This is a genomic window from Virgibacillus doumboii, assembly GCF_902806455.1.
GTDB classification, from domain to species: Bacteria; Bacillota; Bacilli; order Bacillales; family Amphibacillaceae; genus Lentibacillus; species Lentibacillus doumboii.
Map to the genome: position 1 here is coordinate 2,143,344 of NZ_CADCWQ010000001.1, position 20,650 is coordinate 2,163,993.

At 37.5% G+C, this 20,650-nt stretch carries 25 protein-coding genes; 14 read left to right on the forward strand and 11 right to left on the reverse strand.

Annotated elements, in window-relative coordinates; all coding sequences use genetic code 11:
- Nucleotides 1–24: 24 nt before the first annotated feature.
- Entirely contained in the window at nucleotides 25–567 is a 543-nt protein-coding gene (locus G6R02_RS10415) for a peroxiredoxin (protein ID WP_164669181.1), read from the reverse strand.
- Between the two features lie 190 nt (nucleotides 568–757).
- Here G6R02_RS10415 and G6R02_RS10420 point away from each other — a divergent pair, with 190 nt between their 5' ends.
- Nucleotides 758–1,594, forward strand: coding sequence for a mechanosensitive ion channel family protein (locus G6R02_RS10420; RefSeq protein WP_164669183.1), 837 nt, complete (start codon nucleotides 758–760; stop codon nucleotides 1,592–1,594).
- Nucleotides 1,595–1,638: 44 nt separating this feature from the next.
- Here G6R02_RS10420 and G6R02_RS10425 read toward each other — a convergent pair whose 3' ends face one another.
- The 4 genes from G6R02_RS10425 to cbpB all read right to left on the reverse strand — a co-directional run bounded on the left by G6R02_RS10425 (nucleotide 1,639) and on the right by cbpB (nucleotide 4,416).
- Nucleotides 1,639–1,887 carry a YkuS family protein gene (locus G6R02_RS10425; protein ID WP_164669185.1) on the reverse strand — a complete coding sequence of 83 codons (249 nt, stop codon included), beginning with the start codon at nucleotides 1,885–1,887 and terminating at the stop codon, nucleotides 1,639–1,641.
- Nucleotides 1,888–1,959: 72 nt separating this feature from the next.
- Complete coding sequence (locus G6R02_RS10430; RefSeq protein WP_164669187.1) at nucleotides 1,960–3,084, reverse strand: N-acetyldiaminopimelate deacetylase; 1,125 nt, start codon at nucleotides 3,082–3,084, stop codon at nucleotides 1,960–1,962.
- Nucleotides 3,085–3,097: 13 nt separating this feature from the next.
- Nucleotides 3,098–3,817: a 2,3,4,5-tetrahydropyridine-2,6-dicarboxylate N-acetyltransferase gene (gene dapD / locus G6R02_RS10435; protein ID WP_164669188.1), complete on the reverse strand. Its 720-nt coding sequence runs from the start codon at nucleotides 3,815–3,817 to the stop codon at nucleotides 3,098–3,100.
- 146 nt (nucleotides 3,818–3,963) lie between these two features.
- Nucleotides 3,964–4,416, reverse strand: coding sequence for a cyclic-di-AMP-binding protein CbpB (gene cbpB, locus G6R02_RS10440; RefSeq protein ID WP_164669190.1), 453 nt, complete (start codon nucleotides 4,414–4,416; stop codon nucleotides 3,964–3,966).
- A 200-nt stretch (nucleotides 4,417–4,616) separates the two neighbouring features.
- On the opposite strand from cbpB, the gene G6R02_RS10445 reads away from it, so the two are divergent.
- Both G6R02_RS10445 and G6R02_RS10450 read left to right on the forward strand, forming a co-directional pair.
- A complete protein-coding gene (locus G6R02_RS10445; protein WP_164669192.1) occupies nucleotides 4,617–4,925 on the forward strand; it encodes an ArsR/SmtB family transcription factor in 309 nt (102 codons plus the stop codon).
- 5 nt (nucleotides 4,926–4,930) lie between these two features.
- A complete protein-coding gene (locus tag G6R02_RS10450; protein WP_164669194.1) occupies nucleotides 4,931–5,827 on the forward strand; it encodes a cation diffusion facilitator family transporter in 897 nt (298 codons plus the stop codon).
- 563 nt (nucleotides 5,828–6,390) lie between these two features.
- Here G6R02_RS10450 and fadH read toward each other — a convergent pair.
- A complete protein-coding gene (gene fadH, locus G6R02_RS10455) occupies nucleotides 6,391–7,158 on the reverse strand; it encodes a 2,4-dienoyl-CoA reductase (protein ID WP_164669196.1) in 768 nt (255 codons plus the stop codon).
- Between the two features lie 344 nt (nucleotides 7,159–7,502).
- Here fadH and G6R02_RS10460 point away from each other — a divergent pair, with 344 nt between their 5' ends.
- From G6R02_RS10460 to G6R02_RS10470, 3 genes are all read left to right on the forward strand, one after another.
- Complete coding sequence (locus tag G6R02_RS10460) at nucleotides 7,503–8,078, forward strand: SCO family protein (RefSeq protein WP_164669198.1); 576 nt, start codon at nucleotides 7,503–7,505, stop codon at nucleotides 8,076–8,078.
- A gap of 140 nt (nucleotides 8,079–8,218) precedes the next feature.
- Nucleotides 8,219–8,701 (forward strand): YkyB family protein, encoded by a 483-nt coding sequence (locus G6R02_RS10465; RefSeq protein ID WP_164669200.1) that lies wholly within the window; start codon nucleotides 8,219–8,221, stop codon nucleotides 8,699–8,701.
- 82 nt (nucleotides 8,702–8,783) lie between these two features.
- Complete coding sequence (locus G6R02_RS10470) at nucleotides 8,784–9,002, forward strand: hypothetical protein (protein ID WP_164669201.1); 219 nt, start codon at nucleotides 8,784–8,786, stop codon at nucleotides 9,000–9,002.
- Nucleotides 9,003–9,024: 22 nt separating this feature from the next.
- Here G6R02_RS10470 and G6R02_RS10475 read toward each other — a convergent pair whose 3' ends face one another.
- Nucleotides 9,025–9,348 (reverse strand): hypothetical protein, encoded by a 324-nt coding sequence (locus G6R02_RS10475; protein WP_164669202.1) that lies wholly within the window; start codon nucleotides 9,346–9,348, stop codon nucleotides 9,025–9,027.
- A gap of 117 nt (nucleotides 9,349–9,465) precedes the next feature.
- On the opposite strand from G6R02_RS10475, the gene G6R02_RS10480 reads away from it, so the two are divergent.
- The 3 genes from G6R02_RS10480 (at nucleotide 9,466) to G6R02_RS10485 (ending at nucleotide 11,126) form a co-directional block, all read left to right on the forward strand.
- Nucleotides 9,466–10,359, forward strand: coding sequence for a DMT family transporter (locus G6R02_RS10480; protein ID WP_164669203.1), 894 nt, complete (start codon nucleotides 9,466–9,468; stop codon nucleotides 10,357–10,359).
- A gap of 74 nt (nucleotides 10,360–10,433) precedes the next feature.
- On the forward strand, nucleotides 10,434–10,619 hold the full coding sequence (locus G6R02_RS20345) for a DUF542 domain-containing protein (protein WP_343032910.1): 186 nt from the start codon (nucleotides 10,434–10,436) through the stop codon (nucleotides 10,617–10,619).
- 24 nt (nucleotides 10,620–10,643) lie between these two features.
- Entirely contained in the window at nucleotides 10,644–11,126 is a 483-nt protein-coding gene (locus tag G6R02_RS10485; protein ID WP_343032911.1) for a hemerythrin domain-containing protein, read from the forward strand.
- A gap of 96 nt (nucleotides 11,127–11,222) precedes the next feature.
- On the opposite strand, the gene G6R02_RS10490 is transcribed toward G6R02_RS10485, so the two are convergent.
- A complete protein-coding gene (locus G6R02_RS10490) occupies nucleotides 11,223–11,378 on the reverse strand; it encodes an FbpB family small basic protein (RefSeq protein WP_164669204.1) in 156 nt (51 codons plus the stop codon).
- Nucleotides 11,379–11,484: 106 nt separating this feature from the next.
- Between G6R02_RS10490 and G6R02_RS10495 the strand changes: the two genes are divergently transcribed.
- On the forward strand, nucleotides 11,485–12,648 hold the full coding sequence (locus G6R02_RS10495) for an aminotransferase A (RefSeq protein ID WP_164669206.1): 1,164 nt from the start codon (nucleotides 11,485–11,487) through the stop codon (nucleotides 12,646–12,648).
- Nucleotides 12,649–12,661: 13 nt separating this feature from the next.
- Here the strand turns inward: G6R02_RS10495 and G6R02_RS10500 are convergent, their stop codons facing one another.
- Entirely contained in the window at nucleotides 12,662–12,841 is a 180-nt protein-coding gene (locus G6R02_RS10500; protein WP_164669207.1) for an aspartyl-phosphate phosphatase Spo0E family protein, read from the reverse strand.
- Nucleotides 12,842–12,979: 138 nt separating this feature from the next.
- Between G6R02_RS10500 and G6R02_RS10505 the strand changes: the two genes are divergently transcribed.
- The 4 genes from G6R02_RS10505 to G6R02_RS10520 all read left to right on the forward strand — a co-directional run bounded on the left by G6R02_RS10505 (nucleotide 12,980) and on the right by G6R02_RS10520 (nucleotide 16,589).
- Nucleotides 12,980–13,339, forward strand: a complete 360-nt coding sequence (locus G6R02_RS10505) for a PilZ domain-containing protein (protein ID WP_164669209.1) — start codon at nucleotides 12,980–12,982, stop codon at nucleotides 13,337–13,339.
- A gap of 74 nt (nucleotides 13,340–13,413) precedes the next feature.
- Nucleotides 13,414–13,947 (forward strand): signal peptidase I, encoded by a 534-nt coding sequence (gene lepB, locus G6R02_RS10510; protein WP_164669211.1) that lies wholly within the window; start codon nucleotides 13,414–13,416, stop codon nucleotides 13,945–13,947.
- A gap of 305 nt (nucleotides 13,948–14,252) precedes the next feature.
- The gene (locus G6R02_RS10515) at nucleotides 14,253–15,416 is read left to right on the forward strand and encodes a zinc-ribbon domain-containing protein (RefSeq protein ID WP_205520110.1); all 1,164 of its coding nucleotides are present in this window, start codon (nucleotides 14,253–14,255) and stop codon (nucleotides 15,414–15,416) included.
- A gap of 27 nt (nucleotides 15,417–15,443) precedes the next feature.
- Nucleotides 15,444–16,589 (forward strand): S1C family serine protease, encoded by a 1,146-nt coding sequence (locus G6R02_RS10520; protein ID WP_164669213.1) that lies wholly within the window; start codon nucleotides 15,444–15,446, stop codon nucleotides 16,587–16,589.
- A 45-nt stretch (nucleotides 16,590–16,634) separates the two neighbouring features.
- Here G6R02_RS10520 and G6R02_RS10525 read toward each other — a convergent pair whose 3' ends face one another.
- Entirely contained in the window at nucleotides 16,635–18,590 is a 1,956-nt protein-coding gene (locus G6R02_RS10525) for a sensor domain-containing protein (RefSeq protein WP_164669215.1), read from the reverse strand.
- A gap of 30 nt (nucleotides 18,591–18,620) precedes the next feature.
- Entirely contained in the window at nucleotides 18,621–19,985 is a 1,365-nt protein-coding gene (locus G6R02_RS10530; protein ID WP_164669217.1) for a TrkH family potassium uptake protein, read from the reverse strand.
- Nucleotides 19,986–20,650: the final 665 nt, after the last annotated feature.

Genomic DNA, 20,650 nt, shown 5'->3' on the forward strand with positions numbered 1-20,650 from the left:
TCATAATTATATATGAATAATACGTTATAATGTTTCGTGGCCAGGCTTCCAGTTCACCGGGCAAAGCTCCCCGGTTTGAAGCGCCTGCAGTACACGAAGAACTTCATCAACATCACGTCCAATGTTGTTATGGAATACTGTATGGTATTGTAATTCACCTTCTGGATTGATGATGAATAACCCACGTAGTGCAACCCCTTCATCTTCAATTAGCACACCGTAATCTTTTGATACATTGTGATTCGTATCGGCTGCTAATGGATATTCCAGTGCACCCAGTCCATTATCTTCACGCATTGTGTTGATCCATGCTTTATGGGTGTGGATTGTATCGGTTGATACACCAATCACTTCAGCATCCAACTCCTCGAATTCCTCATATCGGTCAGACATTGCCGTGATTTCTGTCGGACATACAAACGTAAAGTCCATTGGATAGAAAAAGAGCACGGTCCATTTATTATTTTTCATGTTTTCCGACAGGCTTACTTTGCCAAATTCTTTGTTAGGCATGACGGCATCCATTTCAAATTTCGGCGCCTGTCTTCCTACCATTCTTTCCGCCATATGTAATCCCTCCATCTTTTAGTATGAAGCTTCAAATGTGTCAGGAACCCCTCTCATCATTGACATATTTTTTGGAAAATATACCTTTTAACATTTAAAAACTGGTTTACAATGTTATTAATTGTGGAATATTGATATAGTCTATCGAATTCTGTATGATAAATATTGAAAATTAGAAAGGGGACTACATATGAACTTATTTGGTATATCATTTGATCTGAGTGAAATTCTTAGTGCAGTTGTACCAGTCCTGGCAAGAATTCTATTATTGGTTATAGCATTTTTAATTATTGTTCCGATTGGAAAGAAAATAATTGAAAAAACACTGCAAAATGCAGCTAAAAATCAAAAAAACAGTCCTGGACGAATGAAAACACTGGAAAAACTATTGGTCAACATATTTTCCTACGTTATGATCTTTATTTTAATAGTGATGTTATTTGCAACGTTGGGAGTTAAAATTGGACCACTGCTTGCTGGTGCAGGTGTCGTTGGCCTCGCTATTGCTTTTGGCGCACAAGGACTTGTCAGTGATATTGTGACGGGGTTCTTCATATTACTGGAACGTCAGATTGAAATTGATGATTATGTAACAACTGCAGGCTATGATGGAATAGTAGAGGAAATCGGGCTGCGGACAACCAAAATCCGCAGTTTTGACGGTACATTAAATTTTGTACCAAACCGTTATATCGAGGGAGTTGCCAACCATTCTCGCGGTAATATGCGGGCGCTTGTGGATATCAGTATAAACTATGAATATAACATTGATCAGGCTATCGCAGTTTTAGAAGAGGTCTGTGCGGAGTTTCAGAGTGATGAGCGATTTAAAGATGGTCCAAATGCAATTGGTGTTCAAAGCTTTGGTTCATCTGATATTGTTCTGCGTGTTGTTGGACAAACTGAAAATGGACTTCAGTGGGCATGCGAACGTGATATGAGAAAAGCTATTAAAGAAGCATTCGACAATAATGGAATTGAACTTTCACTGCCGCATCAGGTTATTTTTCAAAAGAATAATGATTAATAAAAATCACCCGGTTCATTAGTAATGAACCGGGTTTTCACTTATTATTCCCTGTTTAATTTATCATTCACCATTTGACATACATCTTCTGCACTATAACCTTCTGCATTTATAACGGGTCCTGCGATACTGGTGGTAGCCATTCCCATTACGTTTTTATCCTGCCCGGTAATCACACAGCAGTCACAATATGCAGTGTCATCCTCTGAATGCAAATCAACCACATCGTGACCCATTTCCATCAACGCTTCTTTCACATCGGTCAGGCTTTCTTCCACACCAATTCGTGCCATTTACTTACCTCCTCTGGAAACTAAACATTTTCGCATCTAGTTTTTCCAAAAGATGAAAAGGTATGCAGAATCCTAATGGGAGGATAAAGCCTTAATTGTTTGTATAACAGCATTGAGACCAGTTTCAAGGGCATCTTCATCGGGCTGCAATTGTGCACTGTGTAAACCAAACGGTGAATCAACTCCAAGCCAAAACATGAAACCAGGAATTTCTTTTAACATGTAACCGAAATCTTCCCCTGTCATTGCAGGATTTGCTTCAAGAAAATTAATATTGCTTTCTTCCATCGTTTTTGAAAATAACGCCACATGTTCCTGATCATTATAAACCTGATAATAGTTCGAACCATAATCAATCGAAATCGAACAATCGTGAGAAATCTCAAATCCACGTACCAATCTTTCAAGCTTTTGTTTCACAACGTCAATTGTGGCTGGTTGAAGTGTACGAATCGTACCTTCTAATCTTGCTGTTTCTGCAATGGCATTTTGAACAAATCCACTTTCCATTTTTCCGATTGTAACAACAGCACTTTCCAGAGGATCCAAGCCCCTCGATACGATTTGCTGCATTTCGACGATAAAGCTGCTTGCCGCAACCGTCATATCTCTTGTCAAATGTGGATATGCGGCATGTCCACCTTTTCCTTCAAAATCCAGAAACAACTCACTTGTATTGGCAAATAATAACCCCGTACGACTGGAAACAGTTCCAACAGGCAGTTCAGGCGCGATATGCAGGGCAAAAATAACGTCAGGCTTCCATTCCATGAATTCCTGGGAATCGATCATTGGCAACGCACCGCCCGGACCTTCCTCTGCCGGCTGAAATACAAAAACTACATGATCAGTTACCGGATGCTCAATCATATATTTCAGTGAACCCAATGCAATCGTCATATGGAAGTCGTGGCCGCACGCATGCATTTGGCCAACATGAGCCGATTTAAATGAATAGTTCGTTTGTTCGGTAATCGGCAGACCATCCATATCACAACGGAAGCCAATCGTTTTAGTCGGGTTGGTCCCCTTTATACGGACAAGGATTCCGGTGCGCCATTCTTTAATTTCTACTCCATCCGTTTTCATCGCATGGATTTTTTTTAACAAATAACTTTGCGTCTTGACCTCCTGAAATCCCAATTCCGGTATTTGATGCAATTCCCTTCTAATCGTTTGTAAAGTGGTAAAATTCATGTTCATCCCTGCTTTAGTTATCCAATTTACGAAGTTCTTGCTTAATCTCTGTTTTTGATTTTGTACTATCATCAATTTCCTTAAGGACTTTAGCCGGAGTTCCAGCAACCAACGTGTTTGGCGCAACATCCTTTGTAACAATTGATCCGGCAGCAACGATTGCTCCTTTTCCAACAGTAACACCTTCCAGAACAACCACATTTGCTCCAATAACAACATCATCTTCAATCACAACAGGCTGTGCGGATGGTGGCTCAATTACTCCTGCAAGTACTGTTCCGGCACCAACGTGACAATTCTTCCCTACTGTTGCACGTCCACCCAGAACTGCATTCATATCAATCATAGTTCCTTCGCCAACAACAGATCCAATATTGATCATCGCACCCATCATAATAACTGCTCCATCGCCAATTTCGACCTGGTCACGGATAACAGCACCAGGTTCTATTCTGGCATTTACTTCTTTTAAATCAAGTAATGGAATAGCAGAATTTCGTCGGTCATTTTCAAGTACATAATCAGCAATTTTCTCTTTATTATTTTCCAAAAATGTACTGATATCTTTCCATTGTCCGAATAATACACCACTGTTTTTGTCAACAAAAGATTGAATGGAATCACCATAATTCAGGGAATCCAATTGTTCACCTTTAATATATACTTTCACTGGTGTACTCTTTGTACTATTTGATATAAAGCTGATAATTTCATTTGCATCCATCATTTTCACAATAATATCCTCCAATTTCACGTATTTATTTTACTTTAGCAGACCATTATTCGACGTGCAACAACCAGCTATTGTCGCCCTTTTTAGATAAATACAAAAAACCCTTGCTTAACATGTATCGGCAAGGGTGCAGAGTACAGCCTGCTCTATGACTGATTATTTTTGGATGTATAGTAATCACGTTTTAATTGTTTTAAAATGGCTCTTCTGGTTATTATGCCGTCAAAATATCCTTCGTCATCAGAAACACAAACAAACGGATAATTAATAACTGCTTTTAAGCCCTGCATAAACGTATCCTGTTTTGATATGGACGGTATATCTGTATTCATTACTTCGTGTACCTGCATTTCAGACAGTTTTTCAATTTCAAAGCGTTCCAGTCCCAATATTTCATTTAAAATAAGTGTTTTTCCTATTGTTCCTGCCAGCTTATAGGACGCGTCCAGTACTGGAACAGCTGAGTAGCCCGATTTTACTAATACCAATAACGCATGTTCCAAAGGATTATTTAACTGAACATGGGCCACTTTTTCCGATGAAATCATTAAGTCTTCAATTAAGATTTCCGTCAATTGTTTATCTTGAATTGTACTCATAATAAAACGCTCCTTTTCGAATACTAACAAACACCTTGTTTTAATCAAATGCTAAAAAGGAGTTGTGAAGCTACTCTCCACATACATATTCTACCATAATCAATACATAAGAATCATCTTTACTCAAAAATAACTTTGAAATTTTCCATGACTTATTTTATAATATGAACATATGATCATATAGTATAGGAGTGTGGAACTTGACTTATAAATCGATTAATGAACATTTGATAGATAATGTAGCCCAAACATTTAAAGTATTATCAGATCCAACCCGTATTAAAATTTTGCATCTGCTTTTTCATAAAGAATGTTCAGTCAGTGAAATTGCCGACATATTAAGCATGCAGCAGTCCACTATTTCACACCAATTAAAATACTTAAAGCAATTGCACCTTGTTAAAGCACGCAGAGAAAAAACAAAGTACTACTATTCACCTGATGACTATCATGTGAAAAATTTGCTTGAACAAACGATTGAGCATACCAAGCATACTAAACAGGAGTGATTAACATGGGACATAACCACGATCACCATCATACGGATAATACCAAAGTGTTATTCTGGAGTTTCATTGCGATAGCTTCCTTTATGGTAGTAGAAGTTATCGGTGGAATAGTAACAAACAGTCTTGCACTGCTGTCGGATGCAGGTCATATGTTAAGTGATGCAGCAGCATTGGGATTAAGTTTACTTGCATTTAAAATTGGCGAAAAAAATGTCACCAGAAATAAAACGTATGGCTATAAGCGGTTTGAAATTATTGCAGCATTCATAAACGGTATTACATTAATTGTCATTTCGTTATATATAGGTTACGAAGCTTTCCACAGATTTGTTGACCCACCAAATGTAAGTGCAGGTATGATGATTATTGCCTCAATCGGTTTAGTGATAAATTTGGTGGTTGCCTGGATTTTGATGCGCGGCGACTCTGAAGAAAATTTAAATGTCAGAAGTGCCTTACTTCATGTGTTTGGTGATTTACTGGGATCAATTGGTGCGATAGTCGCCGGTATTTTAATATATTTCTTCAGCTGGTACATAGCTGACCCGATTGCAAGTGTATTAGTAGCTATTTTAATATTGATATCAGGTATTCGAATCACAAAAGACTCGGTTCATGTTCTAATGGAAGGAAAACCGGAAAATATCAATATGGATGAAGTGAAAGAAGCTTTATCAGGACTTGACGGTGTAAACGATGTGCATGACCTGCACATTTGGTCGATAACGTCTGGCTTTCCTTCATTGAGCTGTCATCTTGTTGTTGATGATACAATTAAACGGGACACAGTTCTCACAAAAGCAAATGACATGATTGAAGAACAGTTTCAGATATCCCACAGCACAATACAAATAGAAGGTCAAAATACTGCTTCACATAATGATTGTGATTTTTGTAACTGAACTATTGTTGTTGACACAGCTTTATATGATAAATATATGCTGAAAACATTAAAACGGATATTGATAATATGCAAGCGTGCTAAGGCCTAAAGCACGCTTCTTTTTTTAAAGCTCATTTCGAAATTTTGTTGCTTAGTAACCTCGCAGTTGGTATAGAATGCGAACTGCTTTGAATAGAGTTGAGTACTACAACACCGCTGCGGAAATACACTTCGCTTTCCGTGGGCGGCTGATGAGCCTCCTTGTTCCTTCGTCACTGCGGAGTCTCATCTAGGCCTCTGCTCCCACAGGAGTCTTCGTGTATTTCCTCCGCTGTATTCTGCTCTTTTGACCTTGAATATGAACTGTGAAAAAAAACAAACCAGCAGCTGGAATATGCGAGACTCCTGCGGGAAGAACAAGCTAGGCGAGACTTGGAAGTGAGGAACTAGCTGAGGAGGCTCGGAGGCTTGCCCGCGGAAAGCGAGTATATTCCAGCTGCGGCGGTTTGAGAGCCTCATATACTGTTTCGCAGTTTACAGATTTTGTATCAAAAACAACAATCTATACGAAAACAGTCCTTTTTAAAAAGGAAATTTATTCAACCATTGTCCTCCATCCATAGTTACTACCTCGCCATTAATGTAGCCTGCTTTTTCTGATAATAGAAAATAGGCAAGGTCAGCTATTTCTTCCGGTTTACCCAGTCGATGTAATGGAACAGATTGAAGTGTACGTTCCGCAGCTTTTTCCGACTGAAATAATTTTTCAGCTCCACCAGTTCGCTCGATTGGCCCCGGTGCAATTGCATTCACACGAATACCGTACTTTGTCCCCCATTCCACTGCCAGTGTCCGTGTCAGATTGAGGACCCCTGCCTTCGCGGCCGATGAATGAATCACACCCGCTCCGGCATTCCATGCATATGTAGCTACCATGTTAATAATCGATCCTTTAATACCATTCTCGATCCAGTACTTCCCAACTTCTCTGCTGCAGTAAAACGTTCCATTCAATACAATATCAATAACAGAATTCCAGCCATTTACGGACAAATCCTCCGCTGCCACAATAAAATTACCAGCAGCATTATTCACCAGATGATCAATCGTTCCAAATTTTTCAACTGTATCCGCAACCATTTGCTCAATATCTTCAGGTTTTCTTACATCCATGGAAACCGTATGTATTTCACCATTTGACTTTTTATCCAATTCGTCTTTAACAGCCAGCAGACGCTCTTCATTTCTGCCCGTCAGAACGACATTTGCACCTTCCATTGCAAATTTTTCAGCCATATATTTGCCCATACCACTCGAACTGCCTGTAACAATAACAGTTTTATTTTTCATAATATCCCCCTTTTCATCTATACTTCCATCATATTGACATCAAACGATAAAGTCAAAAAATTAACAGATAATTAAGATTGTTTTATCTGCTGAAAAAAATACGTACAAGGAAAACACACCTTGAAAAATGGTAAGCTGACTTTATACGCAAGCAGAAGTTCAGGAACAACCCGGCTTCCTTACCGTTTCCTCTGCAAACCGGAAATTAATGTATATACCGCGGCGCAAATAGCAAATTTCTATACGAAAATAACCTTTCATTTAAATCGTAACAGATTATTCATAGTTTTTTACCTGACTGCATGCTACACTTGATAGAAGTTTATATAGGAGGAAATTCGAAAATGACAGCAAGTAAGATAATACTTCCTTTATTAATTTTGTTCATTTTATTAAGCGCTTGCGGCAATACATATGAAGGTGATTTCTCGTATGATGTGAAGAAGTTTACCTTCACAAATCAAAATGGCGAAACAATAAGCAAAGAAGATATGGCAGGAAAGTTCTGGATTGCAGATTTTATTTTCACAAACTGCACAACTGTTTGCCCGCCAATGACTTCAAACATGGTGTATCTGCAGGGTAAATTAAAAAAAGCCGGACTTGAGGACGTTCAACTTCTATCATTCAGTATTGATCCCAAGCGTGATACACATGAAAAAATGAAAACATATGTTAAAAATCGTGGTGGAACATTAGATAATTGGCATTTATTCACCGGCTACGAATTTGAAAAAATTAAGGAGTTTTCCATAAAATCATTTAAAGCGCCAGTCGATAAAATTGCTGACTCAGACCAGTTTATCCATTCAACAGGTTTCTATCTGGTATCACCGGAAGGAAACGCGATTAAGCAATATAACGGTAATGACAAAAGTGAAATGAAAAAAATAGTTCAGGATATTAAAGATATGTCCTGAATTCAGCAGGAGCAGGTACCCACGCTCCCTTTTTTTATGTCTTCCAAACTTTAGAAACTTACACTTATTTTATTGCAATAGGACAGGCTTTGCGATACGATATAGACAAGTATTCTAGTAGACGGAAAGGAGAAAGGTGTATGGATGAAAACCAATCGATTCCACTAAGCGAACTCGCCAAGGCTCTTTACACAATTAACCGGCATGCAAAAACAGCTCCGGAGCCGCAACACTTGTATTATATAAAGAAGGAAACGATTAATCGTCTTTTACGTGAAAAGCGTGCAAAGAAAATCGGTCTGCATTTCTCGAATCACCCTAAATTCAGTAACCAGCACTCTACACTTCTTGTAAAAGTAGACAATTATTATTTCCATGTTCCCCCATCAAAAGATGACTTCAAAGAACTTAAACACCTAGGTGAACTTGATGAGAACCATCGAAATCCCCAAACAAAAATGTCACTTTCACATGCAAAAAAAATCGTGTATCGCTATATTAATTGGCAGCCGGCAAAAAAACCATACAAAGCCTCCAAGAAGAAAAACAGATCCTCTTATTTTATCCCAACGTCACTTGGGAAAATGGAATGGCCTCCTAAAAATACGCATCGGAACTATTAAAAGCACCTTTAATTTCAGGTGCTTTTTTCCGGTTTTAATTAATAAAATAAGGGTACAGGAACAAATAAAGGAGGTTCTAACCATGTCAATGGAGTCAGAAGATTTCCTGTATGAGCTTCAAAAACACTTCAAACAGACACATATATTGAAGGATGCTTATGAAAGACTATCACCCTCTGAAAAAGAAATGGTAAAGAAACAACTTCCTCCTAATCAGCCATTACCATTAGATCATTATCAACAAGTATATGAATGGTACAAAAACATGCAGCAACTGCTCAATGTTACGGATATAAGTTAAATCTAAGAAACGCGCATACTGTTCATGCGCGTTTTTTGTTTTTCCTTAACATATATTGAATTGTGTGAATTAAAATCAAACACCCGCCAAATATAGCAAGACACTGCAATAAGATTTCAAATAACTGTAAATCGGCAATACTTGCTAAAACAAATACAAGTAAGAATACGACAAGAAATACCAGGCTGCTCACAACATAATTCAGTAATTTAACCGATTGAACAGAAACAACCCAATTGACAAACGGACGCAAAATTAAATAGATTATTATCATTCCAATAAAAATATATACATACTCCATTGGAATCAAATGATTTAAGTTTAACCAATCGAAATTTCCAAACATTTTTCTCATCTGCTTTCCTAAGATTTATTATTCAATATGAACAATCCATTTTGGTAATATACATGATAATAATCTGATATAATCGCTGTAATCGGGTATAAAAGGGGGAAATATGCCTTGAATAAAGCGTTTCTTTATATCATTATCGGGGCAGGGCTTTGGGGCACAATCGGCTGGTATGTTAAAAATTTATATACATATGGGTTCACCCCGATGGAAGTCGTGACACTTAGGGCATGGTCAGCTGCTATCATACTAGTTATCTATTTATTAATAACTGCACCAAAGAAATTAAAACTTACTTCAGCCAGCGATATAAAATATTTTATTGGCACCGGAGTTTTCAGTATCATTTTCTTCAACTACTGTATGTTTACTGCCATTGAATTAGCTACAATTCCTGTTGCCACTGCATTGCTTTATACAGCGCCAGCATTTGTGACAGTGTTATCATTCCTGTTTTTCAAAGAGCCACTGACAAAAAGTAAAATTGTTGCTCTTTTTATCACGCTTGCAGGTACAGCGCTGGTGGTAGGATTAATCCCATTAAATCTGGAAACCTTTAAGCTTGCTGCTATTCTTTTTGGGCTTGGTTCAGGGATTGGGTATGCCCTGTACAGCATCTTCAGTAAATTCGCATTAAAGAAATACACAAGCCTGAGTATTACAACGTATACATTTATCGTGGCTGCCGTTTCACTATTGCCGTTTTTTCCATATAAAGAAAAATTCACATTACTGCTTGACCCGGCAGTTCTATTCTATGCATTCGGATTAGGCTTTCTTCCTACTGCATTTGCCTATATCATTTACACGTACGGATTAAACAAGACAGAGGCATCCACAGCATCCATTTTGACAACTATAGAACCTGTTGTAGCAACGCTGATTGGAATTTATATATTTCACGAGGCTTTTTCCATTACACAAATGCTTGGAATGGCTTGCATTATCGGAGCAGTGATACTGATTCAGGTATACGCAAAACCTGGAAAAATAAATCGTACATAAGTGATATCCATCACGTCAGTAAAGGCAAAAAAATACTATTATCGAGGTAAGTCCACAAACAGGAGGTAATAGTAATGAGTCAATTTACTGCTGAACATACACCCGCTGAGATCGTAAAGGTATTTCCCAAGGCGAGTGATTTATTTAAAGAACGACGAATCGATTTTTGCTGTGGTGGCAACCGTCCACTCAGTGACGTTTTTGAAGAAAAAGACATGGATGACTCCATTATTCTGAATGAGCTTAACAATGCATATTGAGAATGGCAGAAAGAAGACCATGATGTGGTTGATTGGGACGCTATTCCCGCTTCCGAGTTAATTGACCATATTGTCCATACACACCATGTATACTTGAACGACGAGCTTCCCGCTTTAGGGCAATTTGTCACAAAAATATTACGTGTCCATGGTGCAAATCATCCACATTTGAAAGAATTGCATCGACTATACAATGATTTTAAAGTGGATATGGAAGAACACATGATTACAGAAGAAAGTGAAGTATTCCCACTGATTAAAAAATATGAAAAAGAACCAAGCGAGCAGCTTCTTCAAGCTATTCGTGAAGCAAATGGCGGACTGGAAGACGAACATGAAACTTCCGGTAACATTCTGAAGCGGATGCGGGAAGTCACCAATGGCTTCGAACCGCCTGCAGATGCATGCAGCTCCTACCGAATCACATATGCACGTCTAGCTGAAATGGAAACGAACACATTCCAGCATGTTCATTTGGAAAACAACATACTGTTTAAAAATCTGTAATAAACATACTAAAAGAACAGGGTCACATGTTTTACATGCCTGCCCTGTTCTTTTTTCGTTTTGAGAATGGTTCAGCTAATCCTGCTTATGTTATGATTATCTATGAAGTAAATGGTCCATCCTATCTGACTTAATTGCTGACTGCTTTTTGTCCAGACGAAGCTCAAGTTGTTTTAATCTATCTTCGTCTTCTAATAGTTCCTGTTTATTTTGCTTTACAAGTTCTTCAAAGTTTTGATATTTTGGGCGCATATTTTCACACTCCTTTATTTGCTCATTTTAATTATACCCTATTTTTCGTATAACAAATCAAAATTATTTGAACATTTTATAAAAATTTTCTCACGGAGGTTTATTCATGCGGCCAAATCTTAATAAATCTGTTAAAAACATTGAAATATCAGGTATCCGTAAGTTTTTTAACATGGTAGCAAATGAAAATAATGTTACCTCTCTTACAATTGGACAACCCGATTTTCCAACACCGGCACATGTGAAAGAAGCAGCAAAATTCGCTTTGGATCATAATAAAACAACTTATACACATAACGCTGGAATTTTGGAACTGCGAACTGCAATTGCTGACTTTTACAAAAATAAATATGGAATCAGTTATGATCCGAAAGAAGAAATTATTGTTACAACAGGAGCATCACAGGCAATTGATATAACATTTCGCACCATATTAAATCAAGGTGATGAAGTGATTCTTCCAGCTCCCATTTACCCTGGGTACGAACCGCTGATTAAGCTTGCCGGAGCAAACGTAGTTTATGCAGATACAACATCCGATAATTTTAAGCTTACAAAGGAAAACCTGAATAATCATATTACGAGTAAAACAAAATGCGTCGTTCTCCCCTACCCTTCCAATCCAACAGGGGCATCATTTACAAAAGAAGAATTGCAGGAATTGGCTGCATCACTCCAGCATAAAAACATATTTATCCTGGCAGACGAAATCTACAGTGAATTGGTATATGATTGGAAACACACATCGATTGCAAGTTTAGATGAGGTCAAGGATCGAACAATTGTTATTAATGGGCTTTCCAAGTCACATGCAATGACTGGTTTTCGGATTGGATATACACTTGCACCGGAATGGATTGCAAAGGAGATGCTGAAGGTGCACCAGTATAACGTATCGTGCGCATCATCAATCAGCCAGTATGCAGCACTGGAAGCTTTAACAAATGGCCTGACCGACACGCAGTCAATGCGTGACGAATATAAAAAAAGACGCGATCTGGTCTATGAACGTTTAGTAAGCATGGGGCTCAATGTAAACAAACCTGATGGCGCATTCTATTTTTTTCCACAGTTCCCTATTAAAGAATTATCGTCATTTCAGCTGGGGTTGAATTTAGTTCGGAAAGGAAAAGTAGCATTGGTTCCAGGAGATTCCTTTTCTTCCATTGGAGAAGGTTATATGCGTCTTTCCTATGCATATGATATCGAAACAATTAAAACTGGACTGGATCGTCTTGAAGCTTTTTTGCAGATGGAAAAATTAATATAATCGAAAATAAATATTAATCTATTTTCTTATGGTGCTGTGTCCGTTTCATGTCATTGTATTGATTTAATAACCTGTCCAATTCCTGACTGAGGGATATGGACTCAATACTTGTAAATCCTTTTTTTAATGCAACATCAGACATTTGTTTACGCAAAAATTCAATTTGTTCTAAAAGGTTTTCAGTGGAACACATAGTAAAATTATTGGTACCTCCTTTTTTCAGCTTATCTTACTTTAGCACAGATTAACAAATTTTGACAAGTTTCTGTTAAAATAATGGTAAGAAATTAAATTATCCACCTATTCAGATAAATCGAAAGGGGAATTTCCGTTGTATTTTAAAAGAAATGAATCCTACCGTTTCGTATTTAATGAACCTGTTAAAGGGAAATTAACTAAGAAGGAAAATAATAATACGGTAACCACTGAAGTTCAACTAATGGATGTGAGCAATCAGGGTGCAAAGATTATCTGTCGAACACCTGTCAATCTAAAAAAAGATACAGATATAACCCTCTCATTCAACCTGAATTCAAGTTCCTTTCATGCAACAGGCAATATAAAATGGATAAAAAACTTTCAAAATACGTCAGAAATGGGATTACACCTGAATACTGATGACGAATACAGAAACATGATGATAATGGAACTGAAAGATATTGCCAAACAGAACAATAAAAAACAGAAATAAACTGAGAACTTGCACTCGTAACATGGCTCTTATTATGCTATTATATTCATGTTAGACAAGGTCGACGAGAAAGGATGACTTCATTGACTAAAAATAAAAAGAAAAGCGAATTGGCAGAATGGGGTAAAGCCATCTTGATTGCCATCGTTCTAGCCTTTTGCCTTCGATCATTCGTATTTGCAACTTCCGTCGTCGATGGTGAAAGTATGGAGCCAACCCTTGAAGACGGGGAAACAATACTTTTTAATAAATTCACTTACCTTTTTGATGAGCCTGAACGTGGTGACATTGTTATTATACAAAGGCCAATTAAAAACTATGTAAAGCGGATCATTGCCCTGCCCGGTGAGACGGTCAAAGCCGAGAATCACACGCTCTATATTAACGGTGAAGCATATGAACAGCCATTTATAAATCAAGCTGCCCGGCAGGATACCGGAGATTTTGGACCCTTAAAGGTTCCAAAGAACGAATATTTTGTAATGGGTGATAACCGTGCTTTAAGTAAAGACAGCCGAAATGGCCTTGGTTTTATTGAAGAAGAGAATATTGTTGGAAAATCGGAATTTGTTGTCTTCCCGTTTGATGAATGGACCATGACACAATAATGCTAGGGTCAGACATATAGACTGTCTGCCCCTTTTTATTTCTACAGTTTATTCATTATCAAAAATGCAATATCCAATATTTAGGACAACCAAGCCTAAACATACAATCCCGAAAGCAGTTTCCCACATCAGCAGTACCTCCCTTATTTATTTTATGTACATTTTTATTAACCCCACTCTCTCAATAATACCAATTTCCCTACCCTAAATAAAGCAAAAATATGATAAAATAATAGGAAAAGCGGAGCAGGCTGGGTCAGGAAAAGCGGAAGCGCCTGAAAGTTACTTCGAAAGTAGGTTTTACTATGCACCACTGTCCTTATTGTGGCACAAAAGTAAAAGATAATGAGTTATATTGTATAAAATGCGGTGAACAATTACCTGAAGATATGAGTAAACGCCTGGAAGATCAGAAAACATTTAATAAATTCTGGTATATCCCTATATTCATCGCAGCAGCAGTCCTTTTATCCTCAGGGATTTATTATATTTTCCTGCAAAATCAAACCGCTGATGCAAAAGATTTATACAACAAGGCTGAAGACAGCGCAGTAAACGGCCAATATGAAGAAGCAAAAGATTTTCTTAATTCAGCACTTGATAACTATGACAAATTTATACAGGCCGACATTGCACTAGGTTTTGTGGATAAAGCATTACAAATACAATCAAGTTTGGAAAAAGCAATCGACCATTTAGATAAAGACGAATTTCAAAAAGCACTATCCCTTGTCAATCAAGCTGAAGATTCATTAAAAAATTACAACGGAAAAGCAGTTACACAACTAATTAACAAACTTACATCAACACGAAGCACAATAAAAACGGAAGAACTTAAATATAAACTTCGTCAGAATCCAAGCATAGACGAGCTGAAAACACTCGTATGGGAAGCTGAAGCAATAAAATCTGATGAAGCAGCAGAAATAACTTCAACCATTCGCAATCAGATTGTAGATTATATTTACTCAAAAGCAAGTGAAGAATTGAACGAAAAACAGTTCTCGGATGCTTTGGCCATTGTGGAAGATGGGTTAAAATATGTACCAGCTTCTGAAAAGCTTCAAAGCCTGAAAACAACGATTGAGAAAGAAAAAACTGCTTTCGAAACAGAACAGCGTCAGCGAATTGAGCAGGCGATCAATACCGCCGAGGAAGAACGTGAGCTGAACGAAAATAATGCAATAGAACTTGTTTCGGTTAATGTTGAAAGTGATGACCAGGGAAAATTAGTTGTAAAAGGTGAAGTGAAAAGCGTCGCAACAATTCCGATAAACACGATTCTTGTGGAATATTCATTACTGTCCAAAAAAGGAGAAGCATTTTTATCAAACAAGATTTATGTATATCCTGAAACACTATATCCTGATGAAACTGGAGAATTTGAATTCACCCATTTTGACATAAATCAGGAAGGTAAAAATATTGACATTAGAGTCGATAAAATAAAATGGTATACCGATAAATAATTTATATGTCGGTAATGAGGTGAACATATGCACAAAAAACACATCGGGCCAGCAATAGCATCAATTCTTGCTGTCATCGCCGGAGTATTTCTGCTGTTCTATATCAATGATTACTGGACTTCTCAGACTATATCCGTTAATAATCCAGTTATTAATAAAGTTGAATCAAGTTCTAAAACGCCTGACTTACAATCAATTATTCACGAAACTGAAAAAAGTGTCGTGCAAATTGAAGCGCAAAAAGAAAACAGTACACTGACCGGATCAGGCTTTCTATATAATTCAAAGGGAGATATCATCACTAATGCGCACGTTGTAAAAGATGCTGATGTGATATACGTAAGAACTGCCAATGCCCGTGTTTATCCTGCAGCAATAATCGGTATGGGAAAAAATACGGATGTAGCGGTTATCCGTGTACCAGAACTGGCGGGCCAAAATAGCCTGACGCTTGAAACGGACTCAGAAACCAAAATAGGTGATGAAGTAATTGCACTTGGAAGTCCCCATGGATTTCAGAACACAGTTACATTAGGCATTATATCCGGAACAGAACGAAACTTTTCAGTCGATGGATTTGATTATGAAAATGTTTATCAAATTTCTGCACAAATAACACACGGTAACAGTGGCGGCCCGCTAATCAATAGAGGGACAGGTAATGTAATTGGCATCAACTCAGTGGGAACTGAGGATGGGACAATCGGCTTTAGCATTCCAATAAGCGAAGTATATGAAAAAGTGACACAATGGTCAAATGAAACACAAAATGACCAACTGGATTTCGCAAGCACTGCCAATATAGGATCCACTTCAAAACCGGATGAATTGAAAGAAAATGCTGAGTATCTGATAAACTATTTCTTTGAAAGTATAGATATAAGAGATTATGTTGGTGCATATACTTTGCTGGGCAGTTCCATGCAGTCCGGTAATTCCTATTCCGATTTTCGTGAGGGCTATATTCATACTGTAGACATGAAATATGACAACCTGTCCAGTAAAATAATCGAGGACAATCACGTGGAAACAACCTTAAAAGTAACAGTTGAAAAAAGGCTGCACACGAAAGAAAAAACTGTAAAAGAAACCTTCAACTATGTAATGACAGTCGGTTCTGAAAATGACCAGTTGAAAATACTGAAGATATCAAAATCACCTGTTAAACAATAAATTGGTAAAAAAAGCTTGTGCTGGGAGCAGCACAAGCTTTACTTTTCATCCAACTGTTTTAAACAATTTTGTCAGTTTCTCCGGCGGTAATGGTTTGCTGAAATAAAACCCTTGCATTTCATCACACTTTTCATTCTCAAGGAAATTAAGCTGTTCAACTGTTTCAACACCCTCAGCGATTACTTTCATATTGAGAGAGTGTGACATATGAATAATCGACTTAACAATAGCCTGATTTTGCTTTTGGTTTTCGTTCATAAACATTTTATCAATTTTTAATTTAGTAATTGGAAACAGACTCAATGATTTGAGCGATGAATAACCAGTCCCAAAATCATCGATTGATACAAGTACACCCAGATTCCGTAAACGCTGGATCGTTTCTAGAATATATGCTTCATTTGTCATTTCCATACTCTCAGTTATTTCAAGCTCCAGGTATTTTGGATCCAAGCCGGTATCATGTAAAATTCTTTCTACCTTTTCAACCAATTCCTTTTGATGGAATTGCTTGGCGGATAAATTTACACTCACTATTATTGGCTGATATCCTTTTTCCTGCCAAGCCTTGTTTTGTTTACATGCTTCATTAAGCACCCAGTCCCCTATATCAATAATAAGGCCTGTTTTTTCAGCAAGAGAAATAAATTCATCCGGGGGTATATATTCTTTTATTGGATGATTCCAGCGCAACAACGCCTCCATGCCAACGATTTTTCCGGAGCGCAGATTTTTTTGCGGCTGATAATGAAGCTCAAACTGTCCATCCTTCAGTGCCTTCCGAAGTTCGCTTTCCATTGTCAGCATCGCCTTGAAATTTTCCGAGATGGATGATTCAAACATATTGTAATTATTATGGTGTTTTTCTTTGATAACGTACATCGCTGAATCAGCATGTTTAATTAAATCATTTGAGGTTTTCCCGTTTTCAGGGAACATGCTTATCCCTATGCTGATTGATATAAAAATTTCATAGTCATCAATTTTAACCGGCTTTTCAAATTCAGCTATCAAACTTTCTGCAAGGTTGATGGCATCGTCTTTATCCTTTGTACATCGTTTGAGAATCAGAAATTCGTCACCGCCCATTCTGGCGATAAAAGTATCCGTATCCAAAAATGCCTTAAACCTTTTCCCACACGCCTTCAGCAATTTGTCACCGAATGAATAGCCCAACGTATCGTTAATTTCTTTAAAATAATTCAAATCTATAAAATAGACAGCCAATGACTCATCATTTTTTTCAGCATCATGAATGGCTTCCTTCAAGACTTTATTGAAAAAATTACGATTGGGTAAATCAGTAAGTTCATCGTAATAAGCCATGAATTCAATTCTTTTTTCATTTTCGACCCTGACTGTTATATCCTTAACAATGGCAACACGGATAATATTACCCAAATTATTATATGGATGCTCCATTAGTTCAATATAAAATGTTGTACCATCTTTTCTGACTCCTGTTAATTCATAAGGTTTGTCAGGGTTACTGTGAATTGTCTCCACTAGTTTGTGTGTACTGTTATTATCGATCAGCTCAGAGACTTTCATGTTACTTATTTCGTTTTCCGAGTATCCAAACATATTTGCAAATGTCTGGTCACAATCAATAATAAATTCATCATCGTACATTACCATACCTTCTGCACTTGAATAGGTAAGCTGATTAATATATCTTTTCACTTCATCGGTTTTATCAAGTAAGGACAGTTCACTCATAATAAGACAATAGACATCTTTTTTCACACGAATGGATTTTACTTCAATCAGTTTACCATTTTTATTTTTCTGTTCCATCAGTAGATGGGTTTCATCATTTTCCTGCAATAGTCCAAAATCCAGATAGTCATACACAGATGTCGAATACATTTCTTCCATATTTAATAAGGAGTACGCAGCATTATTACCTTTAATTATCTCACCGTTTTGGCGAACAAAAAGAATTGCTTCTTTCAAACTTGTCAAAACCTGATAATGCATTGGTAACACTTCACTAGACATTGACTTCCTCCCCTAACACTGCTAACACCACTACCCTATAATAATTTTTTCCTTTGGATAACGATATTTTCCGCTTTTTTTATTGTTTTTGAACATAAATAAAAAGGTGATGATTCCTACCCTTCCAATGAACATCAGTATCATTAAAATAACCTTGCTCAACGTTGAAATTTCACTTGTGATTCCCATTGACAAGCCCACCGTTCCAAAGGCAGATGTTACTTCAAATAAAATTGCCGTTAGACGATAAGGTTCAACAATCGAAATGACAAGTACAGAACAGAATACAATGATTCCTGCCACAAGTGAGACTGTAACTGCTTTAAGGAGATCTTCATCGTAAACTTCCCGGTTAAAAATCCGTATTCTCTTCCCACCTCTGGCATATGTAATAATGAATATGACAACCAGTGCAAAAGTTGTTGTACGAATTCCACCACCGGCACTGCTTGGGGATGCCCCAATAAACATCAGAAGGGACATAAAGAATTGATTCGGTTCCGTCAGCAGGCTGACATCCATTGTTGAAAGACCGCCGCTTCGGGTTGTAACCGATTGAAATAATGAATAAAACAGGATTTCATGCCACGACTTATCGGAGAAAAAATTGCCTAGATCAAGCAACATAATAAAAATAGTACCAACAATAATTAACGCGAAAAACGTAAGTGTTGTAACTTTTGTAAATAACGTAAACCGCAGATGTTCACGTTTCTCGGAATTTGCAAACATAAATTCCTTCACTTCAATTAGAACCGGGTAACCAACTGCCCCGAAAATAATCAGCAACATGTTAATAAATTGAACAAAATAATCATCTTTATATGGTATTAATGATTGCCCCGTAATATCAAAGCCACCATTAGTTGTTGCACTGACTGAGCCAAAGAATCCGTGCAAATATGCTTCTTTGACGGTTGGATAGTATTGCAGAAAATGTGTTCCAAGAATAATAAATCCAATAAATTCAATCGTCAAAATCACAATTATTATCTGCTTAATTAATCGAACAATGCCCGCAAAGGATGTCTGATTTTGGTCAGTCATTATTAAACGGCGTTCTTTTAGGCCAATTTTTTTACCGATTATCAGCCAGATAAATGTTCCGACCGCCATTACCCCTACTCCACCTAACTGGAGTATCACAGCAAGTAATATGTAGCCTGTTGGACTAAAGGTTTCTGCAATCGTAATGGAACTGAGACCTGTTACACTAATTGCACTTACCGCTGTGAATAATACATCAATGAATGGTATTTCCACACCATCCCGGTATACGATTGGCAACGCTAATACTGCTGTTGATATAACTACTGCGATAAAATAAAATAACAAAATTAATTGCACCGGGGATAGTTTATTTAACCAGTGAAAAATCGATTTACTCTGAAACATAGCGTTACTCCTTGGAACCTTCTGTCATAATATAGGTCAGTTTCTGAAAAAACTTAATAACATTATAGCAGTCAAATCCAATATTTGCTTGTTTTTTCGACAATTTCTAATCACTTTTGTAAAAAAAATCAGTTTAAAAACGGAATATTGTGTACACAAAACTACTTTTCCCCATTTAATCCACGCCTAAAATTCAATTATAAGAAAGAAAAAATTATTTTAAAGAAAAGCTTCTTTGTGAATGAAGTTAATATGTATACAGTTGACATAAACTGCGAAGTAACTGTTGGAATGTTTGCTATAAGGCCACTCCTCGCCCCACCGTCCGGGATTGCTCCGGGCGGATGCTTTCACACCTCAGGGTACCAAGGCGACATTTGCTCATAAATTCTTTTTCGCAGTGTCTTCTTAGCCGCGGGCACTGCCTCAGCCTCCGTTGCGAAAACCACTCTGCGGGGTCTTCAGACTCGTGCTGGGACTGCGATTACTCGTCCCACCGAAAACCTTTGTTCCCGCAAGAATCACCGCCCTCCGCTCACCCGGACTAGTGAAGTGGAATTGATGTGTTTTTTTATAACGATTACTGCTCCTACCATGGATCATAAACGTGAAACCAGCGGAGGAAATACACGGAGACTCCTGTGGGAGCAGAGGCCTAGATGAGA